Below are 24858 nucleotides of genomic sequence, written 5' to 3' on the forward strand. Positions count from 1 at the left end.
AGGACTTAAAATGAAAGCGGCTACGGCTGTCATTGATCGCCGCGCTCTGCGACACAATCTGCAACGGGTGCGTCATCTGGCGCCACAAAGTCGTCTGGTTGCGGTAGTGAAAGCAAACGCTTATGGGCACGGTCTGTTAGAGACGGTGCATAGCTTGCAGGATGCCGATTATTACGGCGTTTCCCGTCTCAGCGAAGCACTGATGCTGCGCAAAGCCGGTGTCGTTAAACCTGTTCTTCTGCTCGAAGGCTTTTTCTCCGCCAGTGAATTACCGTTGCTGACTGAACATCAGCTGGATACCGCCGTTCACAGCATCGAACAGCTCGACGCGCTGGAAAGCGCTGACCTCGCGCGTCCGCTGAATGTCTGGCTGAAAATCGATACCGGTATGCACCGTTTGGGCGTCCATCCTGTACAGGCCGACGCGTTTTATCAGCGCCTCAGTGCCTGCAAAAATGTCGTTCAGCCGGTCAATATCATGAGCCATTTCTGCCGTGCCGATGAGCCGGAAAGCGATGCCACAACGAAGCAGCTGAACAGCTTTAACGCGTTTGCTGAAGGCAAGCCGGGGCAGAAATCGATCGCGGCTTCCGGCGGGATTTTGCTGTGGCCGGAATCGCATATGAATCTGGCTCGTCCCGGCATTATTTTGTACGGCGTCTCACCGATGGAAACCGGCACGGCCAGCGATTTCGGGCTGCAACCGGCCATGACGCTGACGTCCAGCCTGATCGCCGTGCGTGAGCACACTGCCGGTGAACCGGTCGGTTATGGCAGTACGTGGGTCAGCGATCGCGACACTCGTCTGGGCGTCGTGGCGATGGGGTATGGCGACGGGTATCCCCGCAGTGCGCCGAACGGTACGCCGGTGCTGGTCAATGGCCGCGAAGTGCCGGTTGCCGGGCGCGTGTCGATGGACATGATCACCGTGGATTTAGGGCCGGAATCGACAGATAACGTTGGTGATGAAGTGATTTTCTGGGGCGAAAAATTACCGGTTGAGCGCATTGCACAGGCAACCGGTATCAGTGCTTATGAGCTGATTACCCAGCTCAGCGAGCGCGTTGCCCGCATATATACTGGCGACTAAACCTTACTTCTTCACGCCCAGCCACTGGCTGACAATCTTCTGATAGTCGCCGGTGGCTTTACTCAGGTGCAGCCACTGGTCGACATACATCTTCCAGCTCACGTCATCACGCGGCAACATGTAGGCTTTCTCGCCATATTGCAGCGGCTTTTTCGGATTCACCGCACACAGTTTCGGATAGTGTTTCTGCTGGAATAGCGCTTCCGACGCATCCGTAATCATCACATCGGCTTTCTTATCCATCAGCTTCTGGAAGATGGTGACGTTATCGCTCAGCGTCAGCGTGGCTTTTGGCAGGTGGCTGTGGACAAAGGCTTCGTTGGTGCCGCCCTCCGGTTCAATCAGGCGCACGGATGGCCGGTTCAGCTGTTCAACCGTCTGGTACTGACGCACATTTTCGCAGCGCACCAGCGGGATTTTCCCGTCCTGGTCCAACATGTTAGCGAACCAGGCTTTCTGCTGGCGTTTTAGCGTGACGGAAATTCCGCCCATGGCGATGTCACAATGACCGGCGCTCATTTCGTCCGGCAATGATTTCCAGGTGACCGGCACCCAGTTCACTTTAACGTCCAGACTCGCCGCCAGCGATTGCGCCATGGCGATATCAATGCCTTCATATTCCCCGTTTTCTTTCAAAAACGTATACGGCTTATAGTCGCCGGTGGTGCAAACATTCAGCGAACCTTTCTGTAATACGCGTTCAAGATGGGAAGAGGTGGTATCCGCCTGTGCGAAAACGGGTAAAGCAGACAGTAAGGCGAGAGAAAAGAGTACTTTTTTCATTATTTTTTCCTTGCGGTATGAATGTACGCAAGTATAAGAAAAAACAGCCGATAAGTATTTATAACTCGTTATAGTGGGAATGCTTTTTGCAATAATATTGCAACAGGAATGCGAACATAAAAAAATTAATACGACAGGAAAGGTGCCATGTACAGCGTTGATGATTATGACCTGAAAATTCTGACCCTATTACAAGCTAACGGAAGACTGACCAACCAGGAATTAAGCGAACTGGTCGGGCTGTCAGCTTCACAATGTTCACGCCGCCGGATTGGTCTGGAACAGGCTCAGTTAATCCTCGGTTATCACGCGCGTCTGGCACCGGAGGCGCTCGGTTTAGGCATGATTGGTCTGATTGAGGTCAGACTTATCAACCATTTGCCCGCACAGGTCGAGGCTTTCCACAGCATGCTGGGAGAAGTGGCTGCGATTATTGATGCCTATAAAACGACCGGAGATGCGGATTATTTGCTGAAGGTCGCGGTGAAAGATTTAGCCGGTTTAAGCACGTTGATCAGCCAAATCCTGTCAGTACATAAAAGTGTGGCGCATGTAAAAACATCGGTAGTCCTTAACCGGTTAAAAGAAAACGGCTTATTAACGCTGGGATAAGAATATTGACCCTGTATTTTGTGCGCACTGTTATGGTGATTTATTTTGGTGCAGCCTCACTTTAATGGTGCATTATTTTGAATTATTATGCGTACTCTGTGCATGTAAAGAATAATTAACGCGTCATAAAATCTTATTTTCGATTTTTAATGCAAATTCCGTGCGTGAATATTGCCTTAATTCCTCATCTCATTAATTATCTCAAAATCAGTCTTTAGTCTTATTATTTTGGGGTACAGGGAATTATGGCAAGTGTTGACGACATCAAACAGCCGGTTGAGCAGCCGCGCATCGGGCATACGCTGGTGGAAGATGCGCTGGCGATCATTATCGGTACGCTGATGGTTTCTTTTGGCGTGGTGATGTTACGGCAGGTTGGCGCACTGACCGGTGGCACCGCGGGAATGGCATTTCTGGCGCATTACGTGACACAAATTTCGTTCGGCACCGCTTTCTTTATCATCAACTTACCTTTCTATTACCTGTCTTTCCGCCGCATGGGCTTGCAGTTCACGCTGAAAACCTTCGCCGCCGTTGCGCTGGTTTCCGTCTTCTCCGACCTTCATCCGCTGTTTGTGCATTTCGATCATCTTCAGCCGTTCTACGCCACGTTATTTGCCAATGTAATCATGGGCATCGGCTTCATTGTGCTGTTCCGCCATAAAGCCAGCCTCGGCGGCGTGAACATTCTGGCGCTGTTTCTGCAGGACAAATACGGCATCCGCGCCGGCAAACTGCAAATGGGCGTGGACTGCTGCATCGTGCTGGCGTCGCTGTTTGTCGTCAGTTACGAAATGCTGATTGCCTCGGTGCTGGGCGCAGTGATTGTGAATCTGATTATCGCGATGAATCATCGTCCGGGGCGTTACAGCGTCTGAAGAAATCACCGCACAAAAAACGCCCGACAAATGACAACATAGTTGTCATCTTTTTTAACGAACTTTGATAGTCTGTGAAACAGTGGCGATCCACCCGAAAACCGGGACGGATCGCCGCGCCACTCAACCAAACCAAGGAGATGTATACCGTGTTCCAACATGTCGATGCCTATGCCGGTGACCCGATTTTGTCGCTGATGGAAAGTTTCAAGACCGATCCGAGACAAGATAAGGTAAACCTGAGCATCGGTCTTTATTACGACGAGCAGGGTATTATTCCGCAACTGGCTGCGGTGGAAAATGCAGAGAACCAGCTGAACGCGGGGCCACAGGCTGCATCAGTGTATCTGCCGATGGAAGGTCTGCCGGCATACCGCGCAGGCATTCAGGAATTGCTGTTTGGTGCCGATCATCCGGCGCTGAAACAACAGCGTATCGCAACCATTCAGACCGTCGGCGGTTCCGGCGCGCTGAAAGTGGGTGCGGATTTCCTCAAGTTTTATTTCCCGAATTCAGATGTTTACGTCAGTGATCCGACCTGGGAAAACCACGTGGCTATCTTTGGCGGCGCAGGCTTCAAAGTGCATACTTATCCGTACTTTGATGCAGAAACGCTGGGTGTGAATTTCACCGCGATGATCGAACGCCTGAAAACCTTACCGGCGCAAAGTATTGTATTGCTGCACCCTTGCTGTCATAACCCGACGGGTTCTGACCTGACGCCAGCGCAGTGGGATCAGGTGATTGAAGTCACCAAACAGCGCGAGCTGATCCCGTTCCTGGATATCGCTTATCAGGGCTTTGGCGCAGGCATTGATGACGACGCTTACGCCATCCGCGCGATGGCGGCGGCAGGCGTGAACTGCTTCGTCAGCAACTCCTTCTCGAAAATTTTCTCCCTGTACGGCGAACGCGTCGGCGGATTGTCCGTGGTCTGTGAAGACAGCGAAGCCGCAGGCCGCGTCCTGGGTCAGCTGAAAGCGACCGTGCGTCGTAACTACTCCAGCCCGCCGAATTTCGGTGCGAAAGTGGTGGCGAAAGTCCTGAGTGACAGCGCCCTGAACGCGCAATGGAAAGCCGAAGTCGAGAAAATGCGTACCCGTATTCTCGAAATGCGTCACACGCTGGTCGACAGCCTGAAAACCGCGTTGCCGGGCCGTAATTTTGACTACCTGCTGCAACAGCGCGGGATGTTCAGCTACACCGGATTCAGCGAAGCGCAGGTCGTGCGTCTGCGTGAAGAGTTCGGCGTGTATCTGATCCTCAGCGGTCGTGTCTGCATGGCGGGTTTAAATCACCACAATGTGAAGCAGGTGGCTGAAGCTTTCGCCGCCGTCCAGTAAATCCCCGTCATACTTCGGGCTACGGATGCGTTGGTTGCGTTCATTAAGGCTGACAGAAATGTCGGCCTTTTCCGTATTTGCGATCTGCTACCTTTCTTTTTTGCGATGTTGCTGCACACTAAATAGACGATTCCGGTTCGCGGGGTCGTCAACATCAGACAAGGAGAAAGGCCAAAATGACCAGTGCGGAATTGCTCGACTATTGCATGGGGAAACCCGGAGCAGAACAAAGTACCCAAAATCAGCACGGCGCGAATCAGATAAAAGTGGGCGGCGTGATGTTCGCCATGTTCTGCGATTGTCAGGGACATGAAGCGGTTTCGCTGAAAACCAGCACCGGCATGGCCGGCAAGTTACGCGCCGAACATACCTGTATTCTTCCGGGTAAGAATCTCAACAAAGCACACTGGAATACCGTGGTTCTGGATGGCACTTTGCCGGATTCTCAATTTTATTCCCTAATCGACAGTTCTTACCAGACGGTCATCTCCGGTTTAGAAGAGCATCTGCGTCAGGAAATTGGCAACTGACCGCCCGACCAGTGGCCGGTTTTCAGGGTCGCGGGGGAGAAATCGGCTGATGCTGCACGCCACGGTAACGCGGCACGAAAGCGCCACACGCGGGTGATGTCCAGACTCCAGTAGCGTTCCGCGCCTTGCGGGCCGGGAAATACTTCCGGCTGCCAGTGGATCTGCGTATGTCCCTGCAGATGCAAAATATCGCCGTTATCGAAATCCATAAACAGCAACGCTGCACGCGGCTCTGCCAGTAAATTTCCCAGCGTATTCATATAGCGGTTGCCGCGATAATCCGGCACCCACAAACGGTTTCCCACCAGATGTGCGAATCCCGGCTGACCACCGCGATGTGACACATCCGCGCCGCCGTGCGCGTGACTGGCGATGAAAAAAGTGTCCGAACGCCCAATCAGCGCACGCGCATCCGCATCCGGCTCCGTCATGTCCTCTCTTGCGGGCAATGGCAAACTGACTGGCACATCCGTCAGTTTGCGGATCTGGATATACTGCGGACAATTGCCAAAACTTTGATCGACCACGATCTCGATCCGATTTTTATCGATGCGCCCGATCCTGCCATTCACGCGATTACGCCGCCGGTTGGAAAAATCGATCCCCAGTCCGCCGATCTGTTTTCCCGGCTGTAAGGCCGTCAGCGCCGGATCATCCGTCCGTCTTGGCGCGTTAATCCGTAAATGCGTGTCATCCGGTGTGCGGATAAACCCGGCTGGTCCGGTCAGCAATGTCGCCACCGGCCAGCCGTTTTCATCCAGCGTTGAGATAAACAAATAAGGCAGCGCGGCGAAAAACAGCCGGTGCTGTTCCGGCATCGCTTCACGGATGCCGTGTGCTTCGACGTCAAACCCTGCCATGTCCTGAGCCAGGATTTCGTCTGCATGGAAAGGGTTCTTCATCGTCTTTATCCCGCAATTTCTGGCAACGGTAATGCCGGAAGCGGCGTAAAGCCGGGCAGACTTTCAATCCGTGCCAGCCAGCGCTGAATGGCCGGATAACCCGTCAGTGAAACGCCGCCTTCCGGTGCAGTCGCCACATAGCTGTAACAGGCCAGATCGGCAATGGTGGCGCGTTCCGTCGCCAGAAACTCATGGTTTTCCAGATGTTGTTCCAGCTGCGGCAGAAATTTCGCCGAAATCTGCAGTGCGCTTTCGTACACTTCCGGCGCAGAAAATTGTTTCACCATACGCGCAGAGGCCGGACCGAAACGCACTTCACCGGCGGCGCGGGATAACCATTTCTGCACCTCAGCGGCCTTCAGCGGATCTTCCGGCAACCAGTGGCTGTCCGGCGCGTAGCGTTTGACCAGATACACCAGGATCGCATTGCTGTCGGTGAGCACGTGCCCGCCGTCGATCAGAACGGGGATCTGACGCAGCGGATTCAGCCGCGCAAAATCCTCCGTCTGGCGCACGCCGGCACCAGCTTCAGTGGCCTCAAACGGCAGGTTGAGCATGTTCAGCAACAGGGTCACGCGGTGGCAGTGGCCGGAAAGTGGCGTGCTGTAAAGTTTGATGGCGGGCATGGGCTGTCTCCTTAAAGTGTCTGAACACAACATTACTCTTGCGCTAAACGATTGGGATCCACTCAATTGAAATTGAGTGTTTCACTTTGTGGAAGAATCTATGGATCGTTTGGATGAAATGGCGATTTTTGTCGCCGTACTTCAGTATGGCAGCCTGGCGGAAGCCGCCCGTAAACTTCACCGGTCGCCACCCGCGATCACCCGCGCCATTGCCTCACTGGAGCACCGTTTCGGCGCAAGGCTGGTCGAGCGCACCACGCGCAGTCTGGCACCGACAGAAGCGGGCACACGGCTGGCGGAAAAGGCCCGCCTGCTGCTCAGCCAGTATCAGGACGCAGTGGAAGACACCGCAGAAACTCAACTCAGCGGCCTGTTGCGTATCACCGCGCCGGTGCAGTTCGGGCGTAAACATGTCGCGCCGCTGGTGATGGAATTTCTGGCGCAACATCCTGATATGCAGATCGAAATGATGCTTAACGACCGCAATCTGGATCTGATCGACGAAGGATTGGATCTGGCGGTGCGTATCGGGCATCAGGAAGATTCAGGCAAAGTGGCGCGTAAGGTCGCCCAAGTGACCCGCGTACTGGTCGCCAGTCCGGCTTATCTGGCGCGGCATGGCGAACCGCAACATCCTTCGGAGCTGGCCGCGCACCAGACGGTGATGGGCACGCTGCGTACGCAAATCCGCGAATGGCGTTTCGGACCGCATGAGGATGATTTGCGTGTCCGGCTGTCACCGCGTCTGCTCTCAAACGACGTGGAATCACAGCTGCTGGCGGTACGCAGCGGGCAGGGGATTGCACGCTTACTGTCTTATCAGGTGAGCGACGATGTGCAGGCGGGTCGCATGGTGCGGCTTCTGGCGGAATTCGAACCACTGCCGTTGCCGGTACAACTGGTGGCGCAACAGGTGCAGCAGATGCCGCGCAAGGTCCGTACATTCTGGGATTTCGCCTGTCAGCGGCTGAGCGCACTTCCGCAACTTCATGCGCTGGACGCATCTTCTGAACAGTGACGCCGATCACGCTTGTATGCGGTAAAAATAACCTACTCTGAGAGTTGTGCAAAAACAGTGAGTTACTTCAGGACAGGTTGTCCGTTGCTCACGCCAACCCAGAAGGAAAGGATGATGACCCGTAACCGGCTGAATCTTGCCACGCTTTTGATACTGGCGCTCAGCGCGCCGATCTCCCTGACTGTCTCCGCGCAAAGTTTGCCACAGGATCCTGATGCTTCGGTGCCTGCGAAAAATTACATCACGGCAGTAAATCCTGATTTAACCATCACTTACCGCCTGTATGCACCGGCTGCTGAACACGTTGACGTGGTAACCGGCGCGACGGCGGTGACATACATTCCGCATCAGATGACCAAGGACGATAAAGGCGTCTGGAGCTGGACGTCGGATGCACAAAAACCTGATCTGTATGAATATTTCTTCAATGTCGATGGTTTGCGGATTGCCGACCCGGGCAGTGCGATGCCTAAGCCGCAGCGACAGGTGAACACCAGCCTGATCCTGGTGCCGGGCAGTATTCTGGATGTGAAAAGCGTTCCGCACGGCGAAGTCCGCACGCTGACCTATCATTCCGCTGCGCTGAATTCTGAGCGTCAGGTTGCGGTATGGACGCCGCCGGGTTACAGCGATGCGTCAAAGCCGTTGCCGGTACTGTATTTCTACCACGGCTTTGGTGACACCGGCCGCTCGGCGCTGGATCAGGGACGCATTCCGCAAATCATGGATAACCTGCTGGCGGAGAAAAAAATCGCGCCGATGTTAGTGGTCATTCCGGATACTGAAACCGACGCCAAAGGCGTGGTGCCGGAAGATTACGTCACCAAAGATCGCCGCAAGGAATTCTATCCCCGAAATGCGGCGGCGGCCGATAAAGAACTGACCGGCGACATTATCCCGCTGATTTCCAAAACCTTCCGCGTACGTGATGATGCCGCCGGACGTGCACTCGCGGGGCTTTCACAAGGCGGTTATCAGACGCTGGTCAGCGGCATGACGCATCTCGACCAGTTCGGCTGGCTGGCGACCTTTAGCGGCGTCAGCACCACGACAGTCCCGAATGCTGACGTCGAAAAACGCTTCGCCGAACCGGAAAAAATCAACGCACAGCTGAAAAACTTCACGTTAGTGGTGGGGGAAAAGGATGTGGTAACAGGCAAGGACATCGCCGGACTGAAGTCTGAACTGGAAGAGAAAAAGATTAAGTTCGATTATCACGAATACCCGAGTCTGGGCCATGAAATGGATGTCTGGCGTCCGGCCTACGCGGAGTTTGTGCAGAAGATATTTAAGTAAAAGATAAACAACGTCACGAAAGTGGCGTTGTTTATACTCATCAGAACCAGATGAATGAGGTATTCAGGCTGTAATCCATTGTTTTAAAATATTAACCATTACTGGTGAGAATGCCTCAAGATGATCGTCCATGGGTGTTGAGATATCTTCTATAACGGCTTGCAAAAGATCATCGTCCTCCAGTCCTTCCTCCGCATCGAGACCATTTTTCAGCATCAATGCACTGACTAACTGTTTTCGCTTTTCAATCAGGCTGCGATTATTCTGTTCGGTATCGCCTAGGTTAAGAACGCGGATTGTTTCTTGAGCACGGGCGCTTAAGCCTTCTATTCTTCCACTGATTTTAAAACGAAACTCAGTTTCACACTCGTTCATAAAAGGAGTAAGTGGTAGTGACTGAGAGCCATGTGATTTGTCACATTGATTGAGCCCCGTACAGCTGGCTACGATATTTGTGTAATCCAGACTGCGATGAGGAGCTAGCATTCGAGCCTCAACGTGCTCATTCATGCAGTCTTCATTCTGGCCAGTGATTGCCTGGCAGCAATACGCACAAATATAAAACTGTTCACGCAAACAGAAAAAGCGAATATCGACTCTTTCTCTATTTGTCAGGCCGGTGTAATTGCCGGCAGGATTTGCGACTTTCCAGTCGGTGAGACTGGGTGGCTCAATTCCTTTATCAACTTTCCTCACGGCGTAACTCCTGTTTACGCAGCAACAATCTTGCCCTGATTAATTCTATATTTGACGCAGGGAGTATGGTCTCAAGTTCGTTGATAATAGATCGGGCCGCGTCGATTTTTTTGTCATTAATCGCATCTAACAGGTCGTTCAAACGGATGTTGATACGACTATTGCGGATATCAGTGTCCATGACATCTAAAAGAACGGAGTTGGCATCCTGTCCATATTGGGTTGAGACTTCTTTGCTTTGGCCATTCTCTAAGGAGTAAACCAATACATCTTTATAATCGCTGATTACCAAAGGGGAGTGCGTTGATAAGATGAACTGACAATTTGGAAACGTTGAAGTTAAGCGCTCAATTAAGCTGCGTTGCCATTGCGGATGAAGGTGCATATCCACTTCATCAATTAAAATAATTCCATCACCCGATAACGGATTGTTTGAATCAGGATTCATTATCGCAAGGCGTCGTGCAATATCGCCAACCAACGCCATCAGGGACTTCTCTCCCTGTGACAGTTGTGAAACGCTTAATGTCTCGCCCTGTTTATCAATGGTCATATGCAGCCGGGGCTTACGCCTTACCCGCATATTTGTAAAACCTGGCATGAAGTGATGGATTGCAATACGTACAGCCGATAATTGCTTGTCTTTGGCTGCATCACGAAGTTCGTTAATTTTCACGATAGATTCATGATCACCACCAAGAATTTTGACCATTGCTTCAACAGATTCTTCAGTAAACCCCTGCTCATTTTCAGAATCTTCGCGTTCGCGAAACCACTCAAAGAATCGTCTGAAATCTACACCCTGACTCAATGAATTGTCGTATCCATCAAGCTGAGTAAAAGAATGTTTTTCTCTTATTTTAAGTGGGATATCTAACACTGCCCGTTCGACAGGGTAGAAAGCAATCAGTGGCAGTGCAGTTTTGTGATTATCTGAAAGCCTGGTCCTGTAGATATCAGTTAATGCGGACAAAGAACTCAAATGTGTCTGAAATACAGCTTTTCGCCCTGCACGGGTTTTTGCTATCGCCCATGTAAAAGATTTTCCAACGTGAGCGTCGAGGACTTCGAGTTCAATGGATGCCGAATTTTGTCCATTAAGGATGACATCTTCCGGAACAGGGCTTCCATTACCCTTTTCCGAACGAATGCGTGATACAAACCAGCTCAACGATGTTGCTATCGATTTAAGTAATGAGGTTTTCCCTGCCCCATTGTTACCAACAAAAACGGTCGTATTGCCAGGGCAATTTTCAGTCGGTGATAGCGCTATTTCCAAATCTTCAAAACGACCAACGTTAATCAGACGAATGTTTTTAATTTCCATAACGCTACCCTTTAACTTTAAAAATAAATTCGACGCATTATATCTGCTAATTCATGACATTAAGCGCTTTTCTTCGCCTGCTGGCTGTGGCGTTCCAGCAACGGTTTCAGGAAGCGCGCGGTATGCGATTCTTTGCATTCCGCGACGGTTTCCGGCGTACCGGCGACCAGAATCTGTCCGCCGCCCGCACCGCCTTCCGGCCCGAGATCGACAATCCAGTCCGCCGTTTTAATCACGTCCAGATTGTGTTCAATCACCACGATGGTGTTGCCCTGATCGCGCAGCTGATGCAGTACTTCCAGCAGTTGCTGAATGTCGGCAAAGTGCAGGCCCGTGGTCGGTTCGTCGAGAATATACAACGTCTGACCGGTGCCGCGTTTGGACAGCTCACGCGCCAGTTTCACGCGCTGCGCTTCACCACCGGACAGCGTGGTTGCTGACTGGCCGAGGCTGATGTAGGTCAGACCGACGTCGATCAGCGTCTGCAATTTACGCGCAAGGGCAGGGACGGCATCGAAGAAATCACGCGCTTCTTCAATGGTCATCTCCAGCACTTCGTGGATGCTCTTGCCTTTGTATTTAATTTCCAGCGTTTCGCGGTTATAGCGTTTACCTTTGCACTGATCGCACGGCACATAAATATCCGGCAGGAAGTGCATTTCGACTTTGATCACGCCGTCGCCCTGACAGGCTTCGCAGCGTCCGCCTTTGACGTTGAAACTGAAACGTCCCGGCGTATAACCGCGTGAACGGGATTCCGGTACACCGGCAAACAGTTCGCGAACCGGCGTGAAAATGCCGGTGTAGGTTGCCGGGTTAGAACGCGGCGTACGACCAATCGGGCTCTGATCGATGTCGATGACTTTATCGAAATGCCCCAGACCTTCGATTTCGCGATACGGTGCGGCTTCGGCAATTGTTGCGCCATTCAGTTCGCGCTGTGCCAGCGGGAACAATGTGTCGTTAATCAGCGTCGATTTACCCGAGCCGGACACGCCGGTGATACAGGTAAACAGGCCTACCGGCAGCGTCAGCGTGACGTCTTTCAGGTTGTTGCCTTTGGCGCCGGAAAGTTTCAGCACTTTGGTGGCATCCGCCGGAACGCGTTGTGCCGGTACAGAGATTTCACGTTTGCCGCTCAGGAACTGGCCGGTCAGTGAATTCTCGGTCGCCATAATGTCTTCAGCGGTGCCTTCTGCCACCACTTCGCCACCATGCACGCCCGCACCCGGACCGATATCAATAATATGGTCAGCGGCGCGGATCGCATCTTCGTCGTGCTCGACCACAATGACGGTATTACCCAGATCGCGAAGGTGGATCAGGGTTTCCAGCAGACGTTCGTTGTCGCGCTGGTGCAGGCCGATAGAGGGCTCATCCAGCACGTACATGACGCCCACCAGACCGGCACCAATCTGGCTCGCCAGACGGATACGCTGGGCTTCGCCGCCGGACAGCGTTTCCGCAGAACGGGACAGCGAGAGATAGTTCAGACCAACGTTCACCAGGAATTTCAGGCGATCGCCAATCTCTTTCAGCACTTTCTCAGCAATCTTGGCGCGCTGGCCGCTGAGTTTCATATTGCGGAAGAAATCCATCGCATGACCGATGCTGAAATCAGAGATTTCCGGCAACGTCGTTTCTTCCACGAACACGTTACGTGCTTCTTCACGCAGGCGTGTGCCACGGCAGGATGTACACGGACGGTTGCTGATGTATTTCGACAGTTCTTCACGTACCGCGCTGGATTCCGTTTCTTTATAACGGCGTTCCATATTGTGCAGCACACCTTCAAACGGATGGCGGCGGATAGACGTATCACCGCGATCGTTGATGTATTTGAATTCAATCGTAGTTTTGCCGGAGCCGTGCAGGATCGCGTGTTTTACGTCGCTGCTCAGTTCGTTAAACGGTGCTTCCACGTCGAAATCATAATGCTCGCCAAGAGAGCGCAGCATCTGGAAGTAATAGAAGTTACGGCGATCCCAGCCACGAATTGCGCCACCTGCCAGTGAAAGCTCAGGGTTTTGCACCACGCGTTCCGGGTCGAAGAATTGCTGCACGCCCAGCCCGTCGCAGGTCGGACAGGCACCGGCCGGGTTATTGAACGAGAACATACGCGGTTCCAGTTCGCGCATACTGTAGCCGCACACCGGACAGGCGAAGTTGGCAGAGAACAGCATCTCATCGGCTTTCGGGTCATCCATATCGGCGACCACGGCGGTACCGCCGGAAAGCTCGAGCGCGGTTTCAAACGATTCCGCCAGACGCTGCGCCAGATCATCACGCACTTTAAAGCGGTCAACGACCACTTCAATGGTATGCTTTTTCTGCAATTCTAATTTCGGCGGATCGGACAGATCACACACTTCGCCATCGATACGCGCACGGATATAGCCCTGCGACGCCAGGTTTTCCAGCGTCTTGGTGTGCTCGCCTTTGCGGTCTTTAACAATGGTCGCCAGCAGCATCAGACGCTGGCCTTCCGGCTGCGCGAGGACGTTATCCACCATCTGACTGACGGTCTGGGCTGACAGCGGAATATTATGATCCGGGCAGCGCGGCTCGCCCACGCGGGCAAACAGCAGACGCAGGTAGTCGTGGATTTCGGTGATCGTCCCGACGGTTGAACGCGGGTTGTGTGACGTTGATTTTTGCTCAATCGAAATCGCCGGAGACAGACCTTCAATATGGTCGACGTCCGGTTTTTCCATTAAGGATAAAAATTGGCGTGCATAGGCAGACAGCGACTCGACGTAGCGGCGCTGGCCTTCGGCGTACAGCGTATCGAACGCCAGAGAGGACTTGCCTGAACCGGATAAGCCGGTGACAACAATCAGTTTGTCGCGCGGGATAATCAGGTTGATATTCTTGAGATTATGGGTGCGTGCGCCCCGAACTTCGATCTTATCCATTCATCATTCCCGGATTAACTTGATAGCTCACCGTGCCGGTAACCGCCGTGAAAACCTGTTTCGCGCCAGCCATCGAATCGGGCACAGAGAAGAACGTAACGCGCAATTATGACACAAATCACAATCTGTGCCACCCCAAAACCTGAATGTATATCCAGTACTCGATGTAACGATGGAATGTTTGCTGAACAATCTGGAAAGAATGCCGCATCCTCAGACATCCATGGTACGAAGGTATCGTTTTATGGTTATAATGCTGCAAAGTGTGACCTTCCACACCTCGGATTGTGGTTTCAACCACGACATACATCATCAGGAGAATCCACATGGCCAGCAGAGGCGTAAACAAAGTTATTCTCGTCGGTAATCTGGGACAAGACCCGGAAGTCCGCTACATGCCTAACGGCGGCGCGGTTGCCAACATCACTCTGGCAACGTCTGAAAGCTGGCGTGACAAAGCCACCGGCGAGCAGAAAGAAAAAACGGAATGGCACCGTGTGGTGTTGTTCGGCAAATTAGCAGAAGTCGCAGGCGAATACCTGAAGAAAGGTTCTCAGGTCTACATCGAAGGCGCACTGCAAACCCGTAAATGGACCGATCAGGCTGGCGTTGAAAAATACACCACCGAAGTCGTCGTTAACGTGGGCGGCACCATGCAGATGCTCGGCGGCCGTGCCGGCGGCGGCGCACCAGCAGGTGGCGGTCAGCCATCCGCAGGCGGCCAGCAAGGCGGTTGGGGTCAGCCTCAGCAGCCACAAGGCGGCAACCAGTTCAGCGGCGGCCAGCAGGCTCGTCCGGCTGCGCAAAACAACGCGCCAGCACAGAACAACGAACCACCAATGGATTTCGACGACGATATCCCGTTCTGATTGTTTGCCTTCGGGCATCAACGTTCAGAACAGCAAAAAGCCCCGAAAGGGGCTTTTTGCTATCCGGCATTCAGGGGTCTCTGATACCTCACACTTTCCCAACAGCACCGAACACTAATCTGCCCTGATGGAATGTCGCTTTCACCTCCGACACCCGCGCCACCGCTTCGGCGGAGCAACTGGCGTCGACCAGGATCATTTCGGCGTTATCGTTCACCGCAGGCCACTGGCGTTTGCCGCTGTCGTCGAGCGGCAGGACGTTACCGGTGGCGATAGCGAGGGAGCGCGTCAGGCCAAATTCGTCGGAGTTGCCGTAGAGCTGGGCGTAGAGGCTGGCTTTTTCAAGCATGCTGCCGGTACCGAACGGCGACCAGTGGTCGATCACGCTGTCGGTGCCGGTCATAACAAATACGCCGTTCTGGCTGAGTTGCGGCAGCGGCATGTTCAGTTTACCGAGCGGAATGGTGGAGGCGATGGTGAACTGCTGTTCGGCAAGCCCGTTGATTACCTCGTCGAGTTCTGCGCCCTGCATCATCGCCAGTGCGAAACCGTGGCTGAGCGTCACTTTGCCTTTCAGCTGCGGGTTTTTCTCCACCGTCTGAATCATGTATTTCACCGCTGCAATCCCGGCTGGCGTGGTTTCATGCAGATGAATATCCACGCCCTTGTTGGTATCGAGCGCAATCTGGAACATCGCGTCGAGGGATTTTTCCATCGCGCCGTCCACGTTGGTCGGATCCAGCCCGCCGACGTACTGCACGCCCATTTGCATCGCTTCGCGCATCAGGCCATCGACTTTCGAATGCAGTAAACCGTGCTGCGGGAACGCCACAATTTCACAACTGAAATCCTGCTGATGCTTTTCCAGCGCAATCTTCAGATGCTCAAGGCTTTTCAGGCCACTGACCGGGTCGATATTGCAGTGGCTGCGCGCAACAGTCGTGCCTTTGGAATGCAGCAGGCCAATGATTGCTTCGGCGTGTTCCACCGATGTCGGTAACAGTTGGGGGATCAGCACCTGTTCGCGGGCAATCATATCCATGATGGTTTTGCCTTTACGCGGGCGGGGTGCTTCCCATTTGCCGCCGTAGAAGGTCTTGTCGAGGTGAATATGCATGTCGCGTGTGGCGGGCAGCAGAAGTAATCCTCTGGCATCAAAAGCAGGCAAGTTACTGGCCGGGGCGTCTTTTGCTGGCTGGATCGCCACGATTTTGCCGTTATTGATTTCCAGGTTGTACAGCCCGGTTTGGGTGGCGACAACGATATCGCCTTCGCGCTCAAAACCCTCTTCCAGCCGCACATTGCGCAGCTGGTAATGCGGTGCAGAAATCGCGTTGATCTGGCTGACATCGTCACCTTTTTCGTCCATCGCGCCCGCTTTAAACGGCGCGGCTGATGCGATTCCGGAGGACATTCCTGCGGTGAGCAATGCGCCGGTGGCGGTGATTTTGGCGCTATGAGAGAGAAAGTTTCTGCGGCTTTGTTGCTGAGGATTTTGCACGTCGAATTCCTTAATCATGATGCGGGAGGATGCTGTTTCCCTTTCACCCTAAAAGATATCGCCGGTTCCGGCTGCGATTTTTCCCACTGCCTGTCAGTGGGAAACGTAATGGCTAACTGAGCTGACAAAAATCCTTTAGTTTTCCGGCCAGTGCGATTTGTGCCGGCGTCGCATCGGGGCGATAAAACAGCGCCAGTTCGACGTTATCCACCGGCGGCAAGCCGCTCTCGGTGCCTAAAATCCGGTGTTCCGGCAGGCGGCAGCTGGCAGGCAATAAGGTAACGCCCAGTCCGGCGGCACTGGCGGCGACCAGCGCCGCGAGGCTGGCGCTGCTGTAACTGATGCGCCAGCTGCGTCCGAGAGTATCCAGCGCCTGACACAGTTCTTCGCGGTATAACCCGTTGAGCGGAAACAGCACCAGCGGGATCGGATCCCGTTCAAACGCCGGAAACGCGGCGCTGTCGAGCCACAGCATCGGCTCGGGGCGCGAGGCATTGGCTTTCTCGCCGGAGAGTTGTTTCACCAGAATAATATCCAGCATCTCCTGCTGCCAGGCGCGGCGCAGTTCGTGGCTCAGGCCGCTGGTCACATCGAGGCGGATATGCGGATGGGCGCGGCTGAACTGGGCCAGCAACGATGTGGTGGCGGCGGCAAAATCTTCCGGCACGCCAAGACGCACCACGCCGTCCGGCCACTGGTCACTCAGCGCGTCGTGCGCTTCACCGTTCAGGGCAATAATCCGCCGCGCATAACCCAGCAACCGTTCGCCTTCTTCGGTGAGCTGAACCTGATGTGAGGTGCGTTCCAGCAGCGGTTTACCCAGCGCCTCTTCCAGCCGGCGGATTTGCTGGCTGACGGTGGATTGCGAGAGATAAACGCGGTCGGCAGCACGGGTAAAACTGCCGGTTTCGCAGACGGCGACAAAACTAAGCAACTGCTGCGGGCTGAACATCGGATAGCGATTCATTTTATAAATACTTATGTTTTACGTATTCAAAATATCAATACTACCCAGAGTACCAACCTTCGCCCGTGCGCACCAGACCAGGGGCTGAGAACACTTCAGAAGGCAAGGTTTTCTTTCTGTTTTCTTAATTATTCATGTCCGACATTGAAAGTCTTATTTCTTTATCATTTGAAAAAATTTTATTAATGATGGAATGAAGTGATTTATGAGAATTGATTCAGTCAGACTGATACAAGATTCTAATGGGATATATAATAAATTCAGGCAGGGTGAATATATTAAGAAAAACAAGTGGGATCATTGCGATTCACTAAAACGTAAGGGGGCATGGACCGGGAATAGTTATGACCGTGCAGGACGGGTGGTGGAATATGGTTTTGAAAGCGGTGTGTGTCAGGGGTTGATTGGTGCATACCTGATCTCAGGTCAAAGCTGGAGCCAGTTCAGTTCGTATATCAGCAGTGAGCGGGGTAAGACACTGGTGCGTGGAATTATGAATTTTCAGGAGCACCTGAGCGCCAGCGGGAATATGAAAGAAATGAAAAACGTTTTTCATGGCATCCTTAAACCGCATAGCGTTAATTTCATTCGTGAAGAGATCCGGCTGACAGAAAACACGCCAATAAAAATGTCTCAGGCAATATTGAATAATGTCCGTCAGGGCTATGGCTATCATATATCCATTAAAAAATCGTCCGGTGGGCATTCTTTAGGTATAAGGGCTGAGGCAAATCAAATTAAATTTCTCGACCCCAATTATGGGGAAACCGTTTTTCCCTATAACAAGGGCGTTAATGATGAAATGGAAAGATTTCTGACGCATGTTTTTTCACAATACTACAGCCAGTACTTTATGTTAACGGTGGAGCACTACGCCGTTCCCTGAGGGAAAGCGGTGAAAAAGGTCGACGCACCAGACTGGTTCATTTCGTGCTGGTTGCGACACGTTTGCTCCAAAAGTGCGCCTCGTTTTAGCGCATTCCGTCCACGCTTTGGCAGTGGTTGATTTCACTTAAGATTGACTACAAGGCTTTGGCGGCAAATCGTCTTTCTGGTACAGAAATTGCTTTTCCCTAAAGAGACTCAGGGGAGAAAAATATGAAAGCGATCGTGATTGGTGGCGGTATTGGCGGGGCGTGTGCGGCGATTGCGCTGAAGCGTTTTGGCATCGAAACGGCGGTATACGAGGCAGTGAAAGAGATCAAACCGGTCGGCGCGGCGATCTCCATCTGGCCTAACGGCGTGAAGTGCCTAAATTATCTCGGTATGAAAGATGCGCTGCGCGAACTTGGCGGCAACATGCGTTTTATGGCCTACAAAGAATATCAGCAGGGTCAGACCATGACGCGTTTCAGTATGGATCCGCTGATCCAAAGCGTCGGCGAGCAGCCGTATCCGGTGGCGCGTGCGGAACTTCAGTCGATGTTGCTCGAGACGTATGGCCGCGATCAGGTGCAGTTTGGCAAGCGCGTAACGCATGTTGAAGAATCCGCCGACAGCGTGACCGCCTGGTTTGACGACGGCACGTCTGCGACCGGTGATTTACTGATTGCCGCCGACGGCACCCATTCTGTTATCCGCCAGCACGTTCTGGGCTATGCGACGGAGCGCCGGTACGCCGGTTACGTCAACTGGAACGGCCTGGTGGAAATCGACGAAAGCATCGCGCCTGCCGATCAATGGACGACGTTTGTCGGCGAAGGCAAACGCGTTTCGCTGATGCCGGTGAGCGGCAACCGTTTTTACTTCTTCTTTGATGTGCCGCTGCCGAAAGGTTTGCCGCAGGATCGCACCACCGTGCGCGAGGATTTGCAGGGCTACTTTGCGGGCTGGGCGGAACCGGTGCAAAAGCTGATCAGCCAGATCAATCCTGAAACTACTAACCGCGTTGAAATCCACGATATCGAACCCTTTATGCAACTGGTCAAAGGCCGTATTGCGCTGCTCGGCGATTCCGGCCACAGCACCACGCCGGATATCGGGCAGGGTGGTTGTGCGGCGATGGAAGATGCGGTGGTGCTGGCGAACATGCTGCAAACCAATTCATTAGGCATTGAAGATGCACTGCTGCGTTATCAGGAAAAACGCGCATGTCGCGTGAAGGATCTGGTACTGAAAGCGCGTAAACGCTGCGATGTCACCCACGGCAAAGAAATGGCCGTGACCGAACAATGGTATGAGGATTTGAAAACTGAAACCGGTGAACGCATTCTTTCCGGAATGTGTGAAACCATTCTGGGCGGCCCGCTGGAATAGCGCGGTGACTGGCAGGAAATAACTTTTTACACATCCTTAAAGTTTCCTGTGTTTTTGCCGAAAATAGCATCAGAAGGATCAAGGTATCCACTGGCGCTTTGACGCAAAAACATAGGGACTCATCAGGATGACAGTTATCTCTGCGACAGGTAATCAGGCGCTTAATACGCTGGTTACGTCAACAAAATCACTGACGGCAGTCACTACTACAGCCAGTCAGCAGCAGGCTTCAACGACACAATCCACCGCAGTGATGATCGGCCAGACGGAATCTGCGTCGCCGGTATACAGCATCACCAAACCGGCACTGGTCTGGGAACGTTCTTCCAGTGATCTGATGTCTTCAAAGCTCGCATCCAATTTCAGCAACGCCGGCAATGCGGCGCGTTTTACCGGACTCGGTGCGGCGCTGCTTGAACGATTTACTACCTACAGCAGCAGTTATTCCCAGTCGGTGATGAAGCAGACTTCCGCTCAGTCAGCCAGTTCTGCGGCCAACGTCGCCGCCCAAACCCAGCTTCATACCAAAGCCGATAACCAGATAAGCCTGAGCATTAAAACCGCCAGCGGCGCGCTGGTGGATATCACGCTGGGCAGCAATGATGACGGTCTCGGCGTGCAGGTGAATGTCAGCAAAGGCACGCTCAGCGATGCGGATCGCAAAGCGCTGGCCGGTCTTGCAGAAGGTTTTCAGAAAGCGATTGATGGCCTGACGGCGCAGCCGCCGAAGCTGGATCTGAGCGGCCTGACAAAATTCGATACCTCGGTGCTGTCGTCGGTGGATTTGCACGCCACGCTGGGCACCACTAATACCCAGACGCTGGATTTTCATGCTGATGCGAATACGCGCTCAGTCAAATCGACCGGTGTGGCTGGCACGGTAGATATCAGCGTGGACATGAGTCAACGCGCACTGCTGGGCACCGATAATCAGCAGAAACAGGCGCTGAACAGTTATCTGAAGCAAATCAACAGCGCAGGCAATCGCGGCAATGCCGATGAATCGCTGATGGCCATGTTCAAAGATGCCTTTACCGCCCTGAACAGCAATTACGGCGATACGGCGACGACATACAAAACCCGTGGCTCAGAGCCGGTGTATTTCTCGCTGACCAAAACCGATAAAAACATGATGACGGGGCTGGCGGATTTCACGGCGTCCATCTCACAGACGCCGGTCGATACCACCAATCCGATGCGCCCGGACGAAACCGATACGTTCTCTTATCAGGTTTCTCAAACCAGCAGCATCACCGGTACGGGTACGCAGGATCGCAATATCACCCAGAAGCAGCAGTCGCATCTGGTCGCCAGTTACCATCAGTCGCTGACGCCGGGTTTACAGCTGAACCTGACCAGCGACCGGAATTCGCAGAATTACCTGTACTATCAGATTGATGACTCGGCAGAAAGCACGACGTCCGTGCAGTATCACAAAGGGGCGCTGGTGAGTGCGTCAGTGACTCAGTCCGCCAGCAACTCAACACATATTCAGAAATATGTGAAAGGCGCACTGGAATCCGACACCACCACGCCGGAATCTGTGTCGAAGACCACTAACCTGCTCGGCAAGCTGCAATCCGCCTGGGAAAATAATGCCCCGCGGATGTCGTTCCAGGATTACCTGAATCATCAGACCCTGCCTGATCTCAGCGGGATGGTACTGATGGAATCTGAACCTGCGGTATTGAAAAATAATTAATATTTTGCAGTAACGTTATTAAATAAACGGAAACTATAAGCCTCTCTGAATATTTCAGAGAGGCTTTTTATTTCTGGAAGTGTGATATTTCTTCAGTTAAAAATCATTTTTACCAATATCATATAAATGAAGTTATTTGATGGGTCATGTGAATGTATTTATTATGAATGATATATTTCAATAATAGCTGAGGTCTAAAATGATAGAATGTGGTGGAGGTTCCGTAACTTTCGGCCAGCAGAGTATCAATACCATTGAAGAAATACGTCGAAAGAGAAAATTGGGAACATTACTTCAGGCACTGAATGCAACTAGTGTTCTTTATTCTATTTTCGTTAAAAATAATTCATTAACCAGTAGTTTTTACGTTACACAACAAGATTTCTTTATGTTTTCTCAGGCAGCGAAAGGAACCGGTGACCTTGTCAGGAACTTGATATATAGAGATATCGAAATGCTAATATTAACAACTGGATTGCAAGGTGAGGAACGTGCTTTTTGGATGTGTATGAAGGACAGTCTTCGTTAAACATTTAAGGAATGAATGTGAAGCTTTTACCATTAACCGCACTCTTACTCTTTTTTCCTCTGTGCGTATTTGCTACTCAGAGTATCTCGCCGGAACAATTAAGACTAAAGCAGGCAATGCAATCTGCGATGGACAGCCTGGGCAGACAAACCACGCTGTGTGACAAAAAAGAGCAACAAAAGCCGAAAGTCACCGCAGAAGATCTGAAGCCTTTTGATCGGGAAACGATATCTACTGCGCTTATTTACTTTAAAAATGAATCGCTGAAATCCTGTATTCAACAGCAAGAATATGAATATATGCTGAGTATGATTGCCTATGCGGGCAGTTTTCCTGAAAGCACACATAGCGGGCAAGATTATCAAACAGTGATCGAATCTTTGATTGTCCTTTCGCCGGGCGCAAATCCCTCTGTGATAAAAACAGAAGGTCGGTTTTTAGCTTTACCAGCACCTTTACAGGAAAAACTTAAACAGACATTCCAGTCGAAAACCTTCGATCTCGAATTCGTGCTCAATTATTACGACACCCACGGGCAGGGAAAAAGTAAATCCTGATCCAGTGCTAACGTATTAACAGCCCCATCCGGGGCTGTTCTTTTCTCTTTAGTGCTTACCTGGGTATCTCAAATTTCGTCCCTTTCACCACGATTTCATCAAATTGCAGGTGATGCATAAATTCGCGCAAAATAAGCAGCGTGGCGGCGAAATCATTACCGTCCGGGATGCCTTCGAAATGGGCAGGACGGCCATTAATCACCAGCGCCAGCCGGTCGAAAGTGCGTTCAACGGCGTCGAGGGATAAGGTCATTATTTCGTTTTCTGCTTCACCGGCAATGCGGGCCAGCGCGCGGATATCGTTGTCTGTGCTGAACAGTTTGGCGTCCGGCGGAATGTCATGCCGGATACGAATTACTTCGTCCTCGACCACCATAATGGCGGTTTCCATTTCATCCGGCGTCGGCGGCGAATGGCGGAAATACCCGACGGATGTCAGTTGTGAGCCCAGTGTCAGGAGCAAACTTTTATCTTCGTTATCATCACTACGGACGATAACTTGCGTTTCTTCGCTGCCGATATGCAGCAATACAGCAGGTGTGGTCATCGGCATCTCCCAATCGTTAACGTTATGACGTCAGGCTTTCTGAGCAGAAAAACTATCATGTCAGATGCGGATCGCGCCGCGCAAATTCTTTCACCATCCAGTCGATAAACACCCGCACCCGTGGCGAAAGCTGGCGGTTACGCGGGTAAAGCAGGGAAACCGGTAACGTACCGGCCGGAAAATTAGTCAGGATCTGCACCAGACTTCCCTGCGCGAGATCTTCCAGCAGGCCGTAATGCGGCACCTGAATAATCCCCATTCCGCGCCGTGCCGCTTCTTTCATGCTTTCCGCGCCGTTGACCGACAAACTGGTCGGCAGCAGGATTTCACGCGTTTTGCCTTGGTCCTGAAACACTAATGGCAACAGGCCTCCGGTGGCACTGGAACGAAAACCAATCATCCGGTGACCGGCGAGATCTTCCGGTGTTTCCGGTATGCCAAAACGTTGCAGATACTCCGGGCTGGCGCAGGTAATTTCCGGCAGCGTACCGAGCGGGCGCGCCACCATATCGCTGTCTTTCAGCTCTCCTGCGCGGATCACGCAATCAATCCCTTCGCGCACCAGATCCACCAGCCGGTCGCCTTCGCTCATGTAAAACTCAATGTCGGGATACTGCGCCAGAAAGTCCGGCAGTCCTGGCAGCAGAAAATGTCGCGCCATCGAACCGTGGACATCCACCCGCAATAACCCTTTCGGCTGCGCACCGGCAAAGGCCATTTCGGCATCTTCCACATCCGCCAGAATACGCAGACAGCGCTGGTAATAGGCTTCGCCGTCCAGTGTCGGGCTGACGTGACGGGTAGTGCGTTGCAGAAGCCGGATGTTCAGCCGCGTTTCCAGCTGCTTAATCGCGTCGGTCACCGTCGAGCGTTTCAGGTTCAGCGCCTGTGCGGCCTGCGTAAAACTGCGCAGTTCCACCACGCGGGTGAATAACTGCATACTGTCGAGTTTATCCATGATGATTGTTCGCCTTTTCCGGATAGTGATAACGAATATCGGGTAATTATCCGGCAGCGTCAATCGGCTACGCTTTCTTCAGCAGCAACGAATCCGGACAACTCAAAAGGAAACACCTCATGACTTCATCTAAACAGAAAGTCGCCCTGGTCACCGGCGCATCCCGTGGTATCGGCGCAGCGATTGCGCAGCGTCTGGCGCAGGACGGTTTTACCGTGATTTTGAACTATTCACGCGGTGCGGCAGAAGCTGACGCGGTGGTCAGTAAAATCGTACAGGCAGGCGGCAAGGCCATCAGCGGGCAGGCGGATGTCAGCGACGCTGCGGCGGTCAGCCGGATGTTTGCCAGCGCGGAACAGGCGTTTGGTGGTGTTGATGTGCTGGTGAATAACGCGGGGATCATGACACTTTCCGCCATTGCCGACACAGACGATGCAGCGTTCGATCGCCTTATCGACATTAACCTGAAAGGCACTTTTAACACGCTGCGTGAAGCGGCGAAACATCTGCACGACGGCGGGCGAATCATCAATTTCTCATCGACCGTGGTTGGGTTATACCAGCCGACGTACGGCGTGTATGCCGCGACCAAAGCAGCTGTCGAAGCACTGAGCCGCGTGCTAACCAAAGAAATGCGCGGACGCCAGATAACCGTCAACACCGTGGCGCCCGGCCCGACGGCAACGGATTTATTCCTCAACGGCAAATCGGATCAACTGGTGGAAACGATCGCCAAAACCTCACCGCTTGAGCGCCTCGGCCAGCCGGAAGATATTGCCTCCGTCGTCGCCTTCCTCGCCGGTGCCGATGGCGCATGGGTTAACGGCCAGACGCTGAAGGCGAATGGCGGGATTATTTAACACTCCCGATTAACGGTTTAACGATGTGCTTGCCCGGATTATTCCGCTGATTGGCGGTGAGAGCTTACTGGCCTGAAGTTAATCTTCAGGCAAGGG

At 52.7% G+C, this 24858-nt stretch carries 24 protein-coding genes; 14 read left to right on the top strand and 10 right to left on the bottom strand.

What is annotated here, in order from left to right; genetic code table 11:
• Window positions 1–10: 10 nt before the first annotated feature.
• The gene (alr, locus tag EC840_RS16680; protein ID WP_132966242.1) at window positions 11–1090 is read left to right on the top strand and encodes an alanine racemase; all 1080 of its coding nucleotides are present in this window, start codon (window positions 11–13) and stop codon (window positions 1088–1090) included.
• Between the two features lie 3 nt (window positions 1091–1093).
• On the opposite strand, the gene EC840_RS16685 is transcribed toward alr, so the two are convergent.
• Window positions 1094–1873 carry a transporter substrate-binding domain-containing protein gene (locus EC840_RS16685; protein ID WP_112287070.1) on the bottom strand — a complete coding sequence of 260 codons (780 nt, stop codon included), beginning with the start codon at window positions 1871–1873 and terminating at the stop codon, window positions 1094–1096.
• Between the two features lie 147 nt (window positions 1874–2020).
• Here EC840_RS16685 and EC840_RS16690 point away from each other — a divergent pair, with 147 nt between their 5' ends.
• The 4 genes from EC840_RS16690 to EC840_RS16705 all read left to right on the top strand — a co-directional run bounded on the left by EC840_RS16690 (window position 2021) and on the right by EC840_RS16705 (window position 5236).
• Window positions 2021–2485: an Lrp/AsnC family transcriptional regulator gene (locus EC840_RS16690; RefSeq protein ID WP_112287069.1), complete on the top strand. Its 465-nt coding sequence runs from the start codon at window positions 2021–2023 to the stop codon at window positions 2483–2485.
• Between the two features lie 245 nt (window positions 2486–2730).
• Window positions 2731–3363, top strand: a complete 633-nt coding sequence (locus EC840_RS16695) for a YitT family protein (RefSeq protein WP_112287068.1) — start codon at window positions 2731–2733, stop codon at window positions 3361–3363.
• A 149-nt stretch (window positions 3364–3512) separates the two neighbouring features.
• Window positions 3513–4706 carry an amino acid aminotransferase gene (locus EC840_RS16700; RefSeq protein WP_113876790.1) on the top strand — a complete coding sequence of 398 codons (1194 nt, stop codon included), beginning with the start codon at window positions 3513–3515 and terminating at the stop codon, window positions 4704–4706.
• Between the two features lie 176 nt (window positions 4707–4882).
• Complete coding sequence (locus tag EC840_RS16705) at window positions 4883–5236, top strand: MmcQ/YjbR family DNA-binding protein (RefSeq protein WP_120163839.1); 354 nt, start codon at window positions 4883–4885, stop codon at window positions 5234–5236.
• Here the strand turns inward: EC840_RS16705 and EC840_RS16710 are convergent.
• Window positions 5218–6138, bottom strand: a complete 921-nt coding sequence (locus tag EC840_RS16710) for a pyridoxamine 5'-phosphate oxidase family protein (protein ID WP_132966244.1) — start codon at window positions 6136–6138, stop codon at window positions 5218–5220. The genes EC840_RS16705 and EC840_RS16710 overlap by 19 nt on opposite strands.
• A gap of 5 nt (window positions 6139–6143) precedes the next feature.
• Window positions 6144–6764 carry a glutathione S-transferase gene (locus EC840_RS16715; RefSeq protein WP_129638042.1) on the bottom strand — a complete coding sequence of 207 codons (621 nt, stop codon included), beginning with the start codon at window positions 6762–6764 and terminating at the stop codon, window positions 6144–6146.
• Between the two features lie 100 nt (window positions 6765–6864).
• Here EC840_RS16715 and EC840_RS16720 point away from each other — a divergent pair, with 100 nt between their 5' ends.
• Window positions 6865–7782 carry a LysR family transcriptional regulator gene (locus EC840_RS16720; RefSeq protein WP_113876682.1) on the top strand — a complete coding sequence of 306 codons (918 nt, stop codon included), beginning with the start codon at window positions 6865–6867 and terminating at the stop codon, window positions 7780–7782.
• A 114-nt stretch (window positions 7783–7896) separates the two neighbouring features.
• On the top strand, window positions 7897–9078 hold the full coding sequence (locus EC840_RS16725) for an esterase (protein WP_132966246.1): 1182 nt from the start codon (window positions 7897–7899) through the stop codon (window positions 9076–9078).
• Window positions 9079–9141: 63 nt separating this feature from the next.
• Here the strand turns inward: EC840_RS16725 and EC840_RS16730 are convergent, their stop codons facing one another.
• From EC840_RS16730 to uvrA, 3 genes are read right to left on the bottom strand one after another with little or no spacing between them, the layout of a single operon-like run.
• Entirely contained in the window at window positions 9142–9774 is a 633-nt protein-coding gene (locus tag EC840_RS16730; RefSeq protein ID WP_132966248.1) for a TIGR02646 family protein, read from the bottom strand.
• A complete protein-coding gene (locus tag EC840_RS16735) occupies window positions 9761–11101 on the bottom strand; it encodes an AAA family ATPase (protein WP_132966250.1) in 1341 nt (446 codons plus the stop codon). Before EC840_RS16735 ends, EC840_RS16730 begins: the two co-directional genes overlap by 14 nt.
• Window positions 11102–11160: 59 nt before the next feature.
• Window positions 11161–14016, bottom strand: a complete 2856-nt coding sequence (gene uvrA, locus EC840_RS16740; protein WP_113876684.1) for an excinuclease ABC subunit UvrA — start codon at window positions 14014–14016, stop codon at window positions 11161–11163.
• Between the two features lie 326 nt (window positions 14017–14342).
• Between uvrA and EC840_RS16745 the strand changes: the two genes are divergently transcribed.
• Window positions 14343–14885: a single-stranded DNA-binding protein gene (locus EC840_RS16745; RefSeq protein ID WP_095924349.1), complete on the top strand. Its 543-nt coding sequence runs from the start codon at window positions 14343–14345 to the stop codon at window positions 14883–14885.
• 88 nt (window positions 14886–14973) lie between these two features.
• Here the strand turns inward: EC840_RS16745 and EC840_RS16750 are convergent, their stop codons facing one another.
• Window positions 14974–16386 (bottom strand): amidohydrolase family protein, encoded by a 1413-nt coding sequence (locus EC840_RS16750; RefSeq protein WP_243701083.1) that lies wholly within the window; start codon window positions 16384–16386, stop codon window positions 14974–14976.
• Between the two features lie 112 nt (window positions 16387–16498).
• A complete protein-coding gene (locus EC840_RS16755; protein WP_132966254.1) occupies window positions 16499–17353 on the bottom strand; it encodes a LysR family transcriptional regulator in 855 nt (284 codons plus the stop codon).
• A gap of 205 nt (window positions 17354–17558) precedes the next feature.
• Between EC840_RS16755 and EC840_RS16760 the strand changes: the two genes are divergently transcribed.
• The 5 genes from EC840_RS16760 to EC840_RS16780 all read left to right on the top strand — a co-directional run bounded on the left by EC840_RS16760 (window position 17559) and on the right by EC840_RS16780 (window position 22397).
• Window positions 17559–18239: a YopT-type cysteine protease domain-containing protein gene (locus EC840_RS16760; RefSeq protein ID WP_132966256.1), complete on the top strand. Its 681-nt coding sequence runs from the start codon at window positions 17559–17561 to the stop codon at window positions 18237–18239.
• A 212-nt stretch (window positions 18240–18451) separates the two neighbouring features.
• Complete coding sequence (hpxO, locus tag EC840_RS16765; RefSeq protein WP_132966258.1) at window positions 18452–19609, top strand: FAD-dependent urate hydroxylase HpxO; 1158 nt, start codon at window positions 18452–18454, stop codon at window positions 19607–19609.
• Window positions 19610–19736: 127 nt separating this feature from the next.
• A complete protein-coding gene (locus tag EC840_RS16770) occupies window positions 19737–21311 on the top strand; it encodes a hypothetical protein (protein ID WP_132966260.1) in 1575 nt (524 codons plus the stop codon).
• A 199-nt stretch (window positions 21312–21510) separates the two neighbouring features.
• Window positions 21511–21840, top strand: a complete 330-nt coding sequence (locus EC840_RS16775; protein ID WP_095924354.1) for a hypothetical protein — start codon at window positions 21511–21513, stop codon at window positions 21838–21840.
• A 17-nt stretch (window positions 21841–21857) separates the two neighbouring features.
• Window positions 21858–22397 carry a hypothetical protein gene (locus tag EC840_RS16780; RefSeq protein ID WP_132966262.1) on the top strand — a complete coding sequence of 180 codons (540 nt, stop codon included), beginning with the start codon at window positions 21858–21860 and terminating at the stop codon, window positions 22395–22397.
• A gap of 55 nt (window positions 22398–22452) precedes the next feature.
• Here the strand turns inward: EC840_RS16780 and EC840_RS16785 are convergent, their stop codons facing one another.
• Together EC840_RS16785 and EC840_RS16790 are read right to left on the bottom strand one after the other, a co-directional pair.
• Window positions 22453–22944, bottom strand: a complete 492-nt coding sequence (locus EC840_RS16785; protein WP_113876791.1) for a hypothetical protein — start codon at window positions 22942–22944, stop codon at window positions 22453–22455.
• A gap of 55 nt (window positions 22945–22999) precedes the next feature.
• Entirely contained in the window at window positions 23000–23902 is a 903-nt protein-coding gene (locus tag EC840_RS16790) for a LysR family transcriptional regulator (RefSeq protein WP_132966264.1), read from the bottom strand.
• A gap of 119 nt (window positions 23903–24021) precedes the next feature.
• On the opposite strand from EC840_RS16790, the gene EC840_RS16795 reads away from it, so the two are divergent.
• The gene (locus EC840_RS16795) at window positions 24022–24762 is read left to right on the top strand and encodes an SDR family oxidoreductase (protein WP_132966266.1); all 741 of its coding nucleotides are present in this window, start codon (window positions 24022–24024) and stop codon (window positions 24760–24762) included.
• Window positions 24763–24858 lie beyond the last annotated feature (96 nt).

The sequence above is a fragment of the Rahnella sp. JUb53 genome (assembly GCF_004346065.1).
GTDB lineage: Bacteria > Pseudomonadota > Gammaproteobacteria > Enterobacterales > Enterobacteriaceae > Rahnella > Rahnella variigena.

Excerpts from the sequence above, each read along its gene's own strand:
- EC840_RS16785 (WP_113876791.1), bottom strand. The coding sequence starts at position 22,944 with ATGACCACACCTGCTGTATTGCTGCATATCGGCAGCGAAGAAACGCAA.
- EC840_RS16690 (WP_112287069.1), top strand. The coding sequence starts at position 2,021 with ATGTACAGCGTTGATGATTATGACCTGAAAATTCTGACCCTATTACAA.
- EC840_RS16725 (WP_132966246.1), top strand. The coding sequence starts at position 7,897 with ATGACCCGTAACCGGCTGAATCTTGCCACGCTTTTGATACTGGCGCTC.
- EC840_RS16755 (WP_132966254.1), bottom strand. The coding sequence starts at position 17,353 with ATGAATCGCTATCCGATGTTCAGCCCGCAGCAGTTGCTTAGTTTTGTC.
- EC840_RS16790 (WP_132966264.1), bottom strand. The coding sequence starts at position 23,902 with ATGGATAAACTCGACAGTATGCAGTTATTCACCCGCGTGGTGGAACTG.
- EC840_RS16775 (WP_095924354.1), top strand. The coding sequence starts at position 21,511 with ATGATAGAATGTGGTGGAGGTTCCGTAACTTTCGGCCAGCAGAGTATC.
- EC840_RS16710 (WP_132966244.1), bottom strand. The coding sequence starts at position 6,138 with ATGAAGAACCCTTTCCATGCAGACGAAATCCTGGCTCAGGACATGGCA.
- EC840_RS16705 (WP_120163839.1), top strand. The coding sequence starts at position 4,883 with ATGACCAGTGCGGAATTGCTCGACTATTGCATGGGGAAACCCGGAGCA.
- alr (WP_132966242.1), top strand. The coding sequence starts at position 11 with ATGAAAGCGGCTACGGCTGTCATTGATCGCCGCGCTCTGCGACACAAT.
- EC840_RS16735 (WP_132966250.1), bottom strand. The coding sequence starts at position 11,101 with ATGGAAATTAAAAACATTCGTCTGATTAACGTTGGTCGTTTTGAAGAT.
- uvrA (WP_113876684.1), bottom strand. The coding sequence starts at position 14,016 with ATGGATAAGATCGAAGTTCGGGGCGCACGCACCCATAATCTCAAGAAT.
- hpxO (WP_132966258.1), top strand. The coding sequence starts at position 18,452 with ATGAAAGCGATCGTGATTGGTGGCGGTATTGGCGGGGCGTGTGCGGCG.
- EC840_RS16745 (WP_095924349.1), top strand. The coding sequence starts at position 14,343 with ATGGCCAGCAGAGGCGTAAACAAAGTTATTCTCGTCGGTAATCTGGGA.
- EC840_RS16720 (WP_113876682.1), top strand. The coding sequence starts at position 6,865 with ATGGATCGTTTGGATGAAATGGCGATTTTTGTCGCCGTACTTCAGTAT.
- EC840_RS16695 (WP_112287068.1), top strand. The coding sequence starts at position 2,731 with ATGGCAAGTGTTGACGACATCAAACAGCCGGTTGAGCAGCCGCGCATC.
- EC840_RS16715 (WP_129638042.1), bottom strand. The coding sequence starts at position 6,764 with ATGCCCGCCATCAAACTTTACAGCACGCCACTTTCCGGCCACTGCCAC.
- EC840_RS16770 (WP_132966260.1), top strand. The coding sequence starts at position 19,737 with ATGACAGTTATCTCTGCGACAGGTAATCAGGCGCTTAATACGCTGGTT.
- EC840_RS16685 (WP_112287070.1), bottom strand. The coding sequence starts at position 1,873 with ATGAAAAAAGTACTCTTTTCTCTCGCCTTACTGTCTGCTTTACCCGTT.
- EC840_RS16760 (WP_132966256.1), top strand. The coding sequence starts at position 17,559 with ATGAGAATTGATTCAGTCAGACTGATACAAGATTCTAATGGGATATAT.
- EC840_RS16795 (WP_132966266.1), top strand. The coding sequence starts at position 24,022 with ATGACTTCATCTAAACAGAAAGTCGCCCTGGTCACCGGCGCATCCCGT.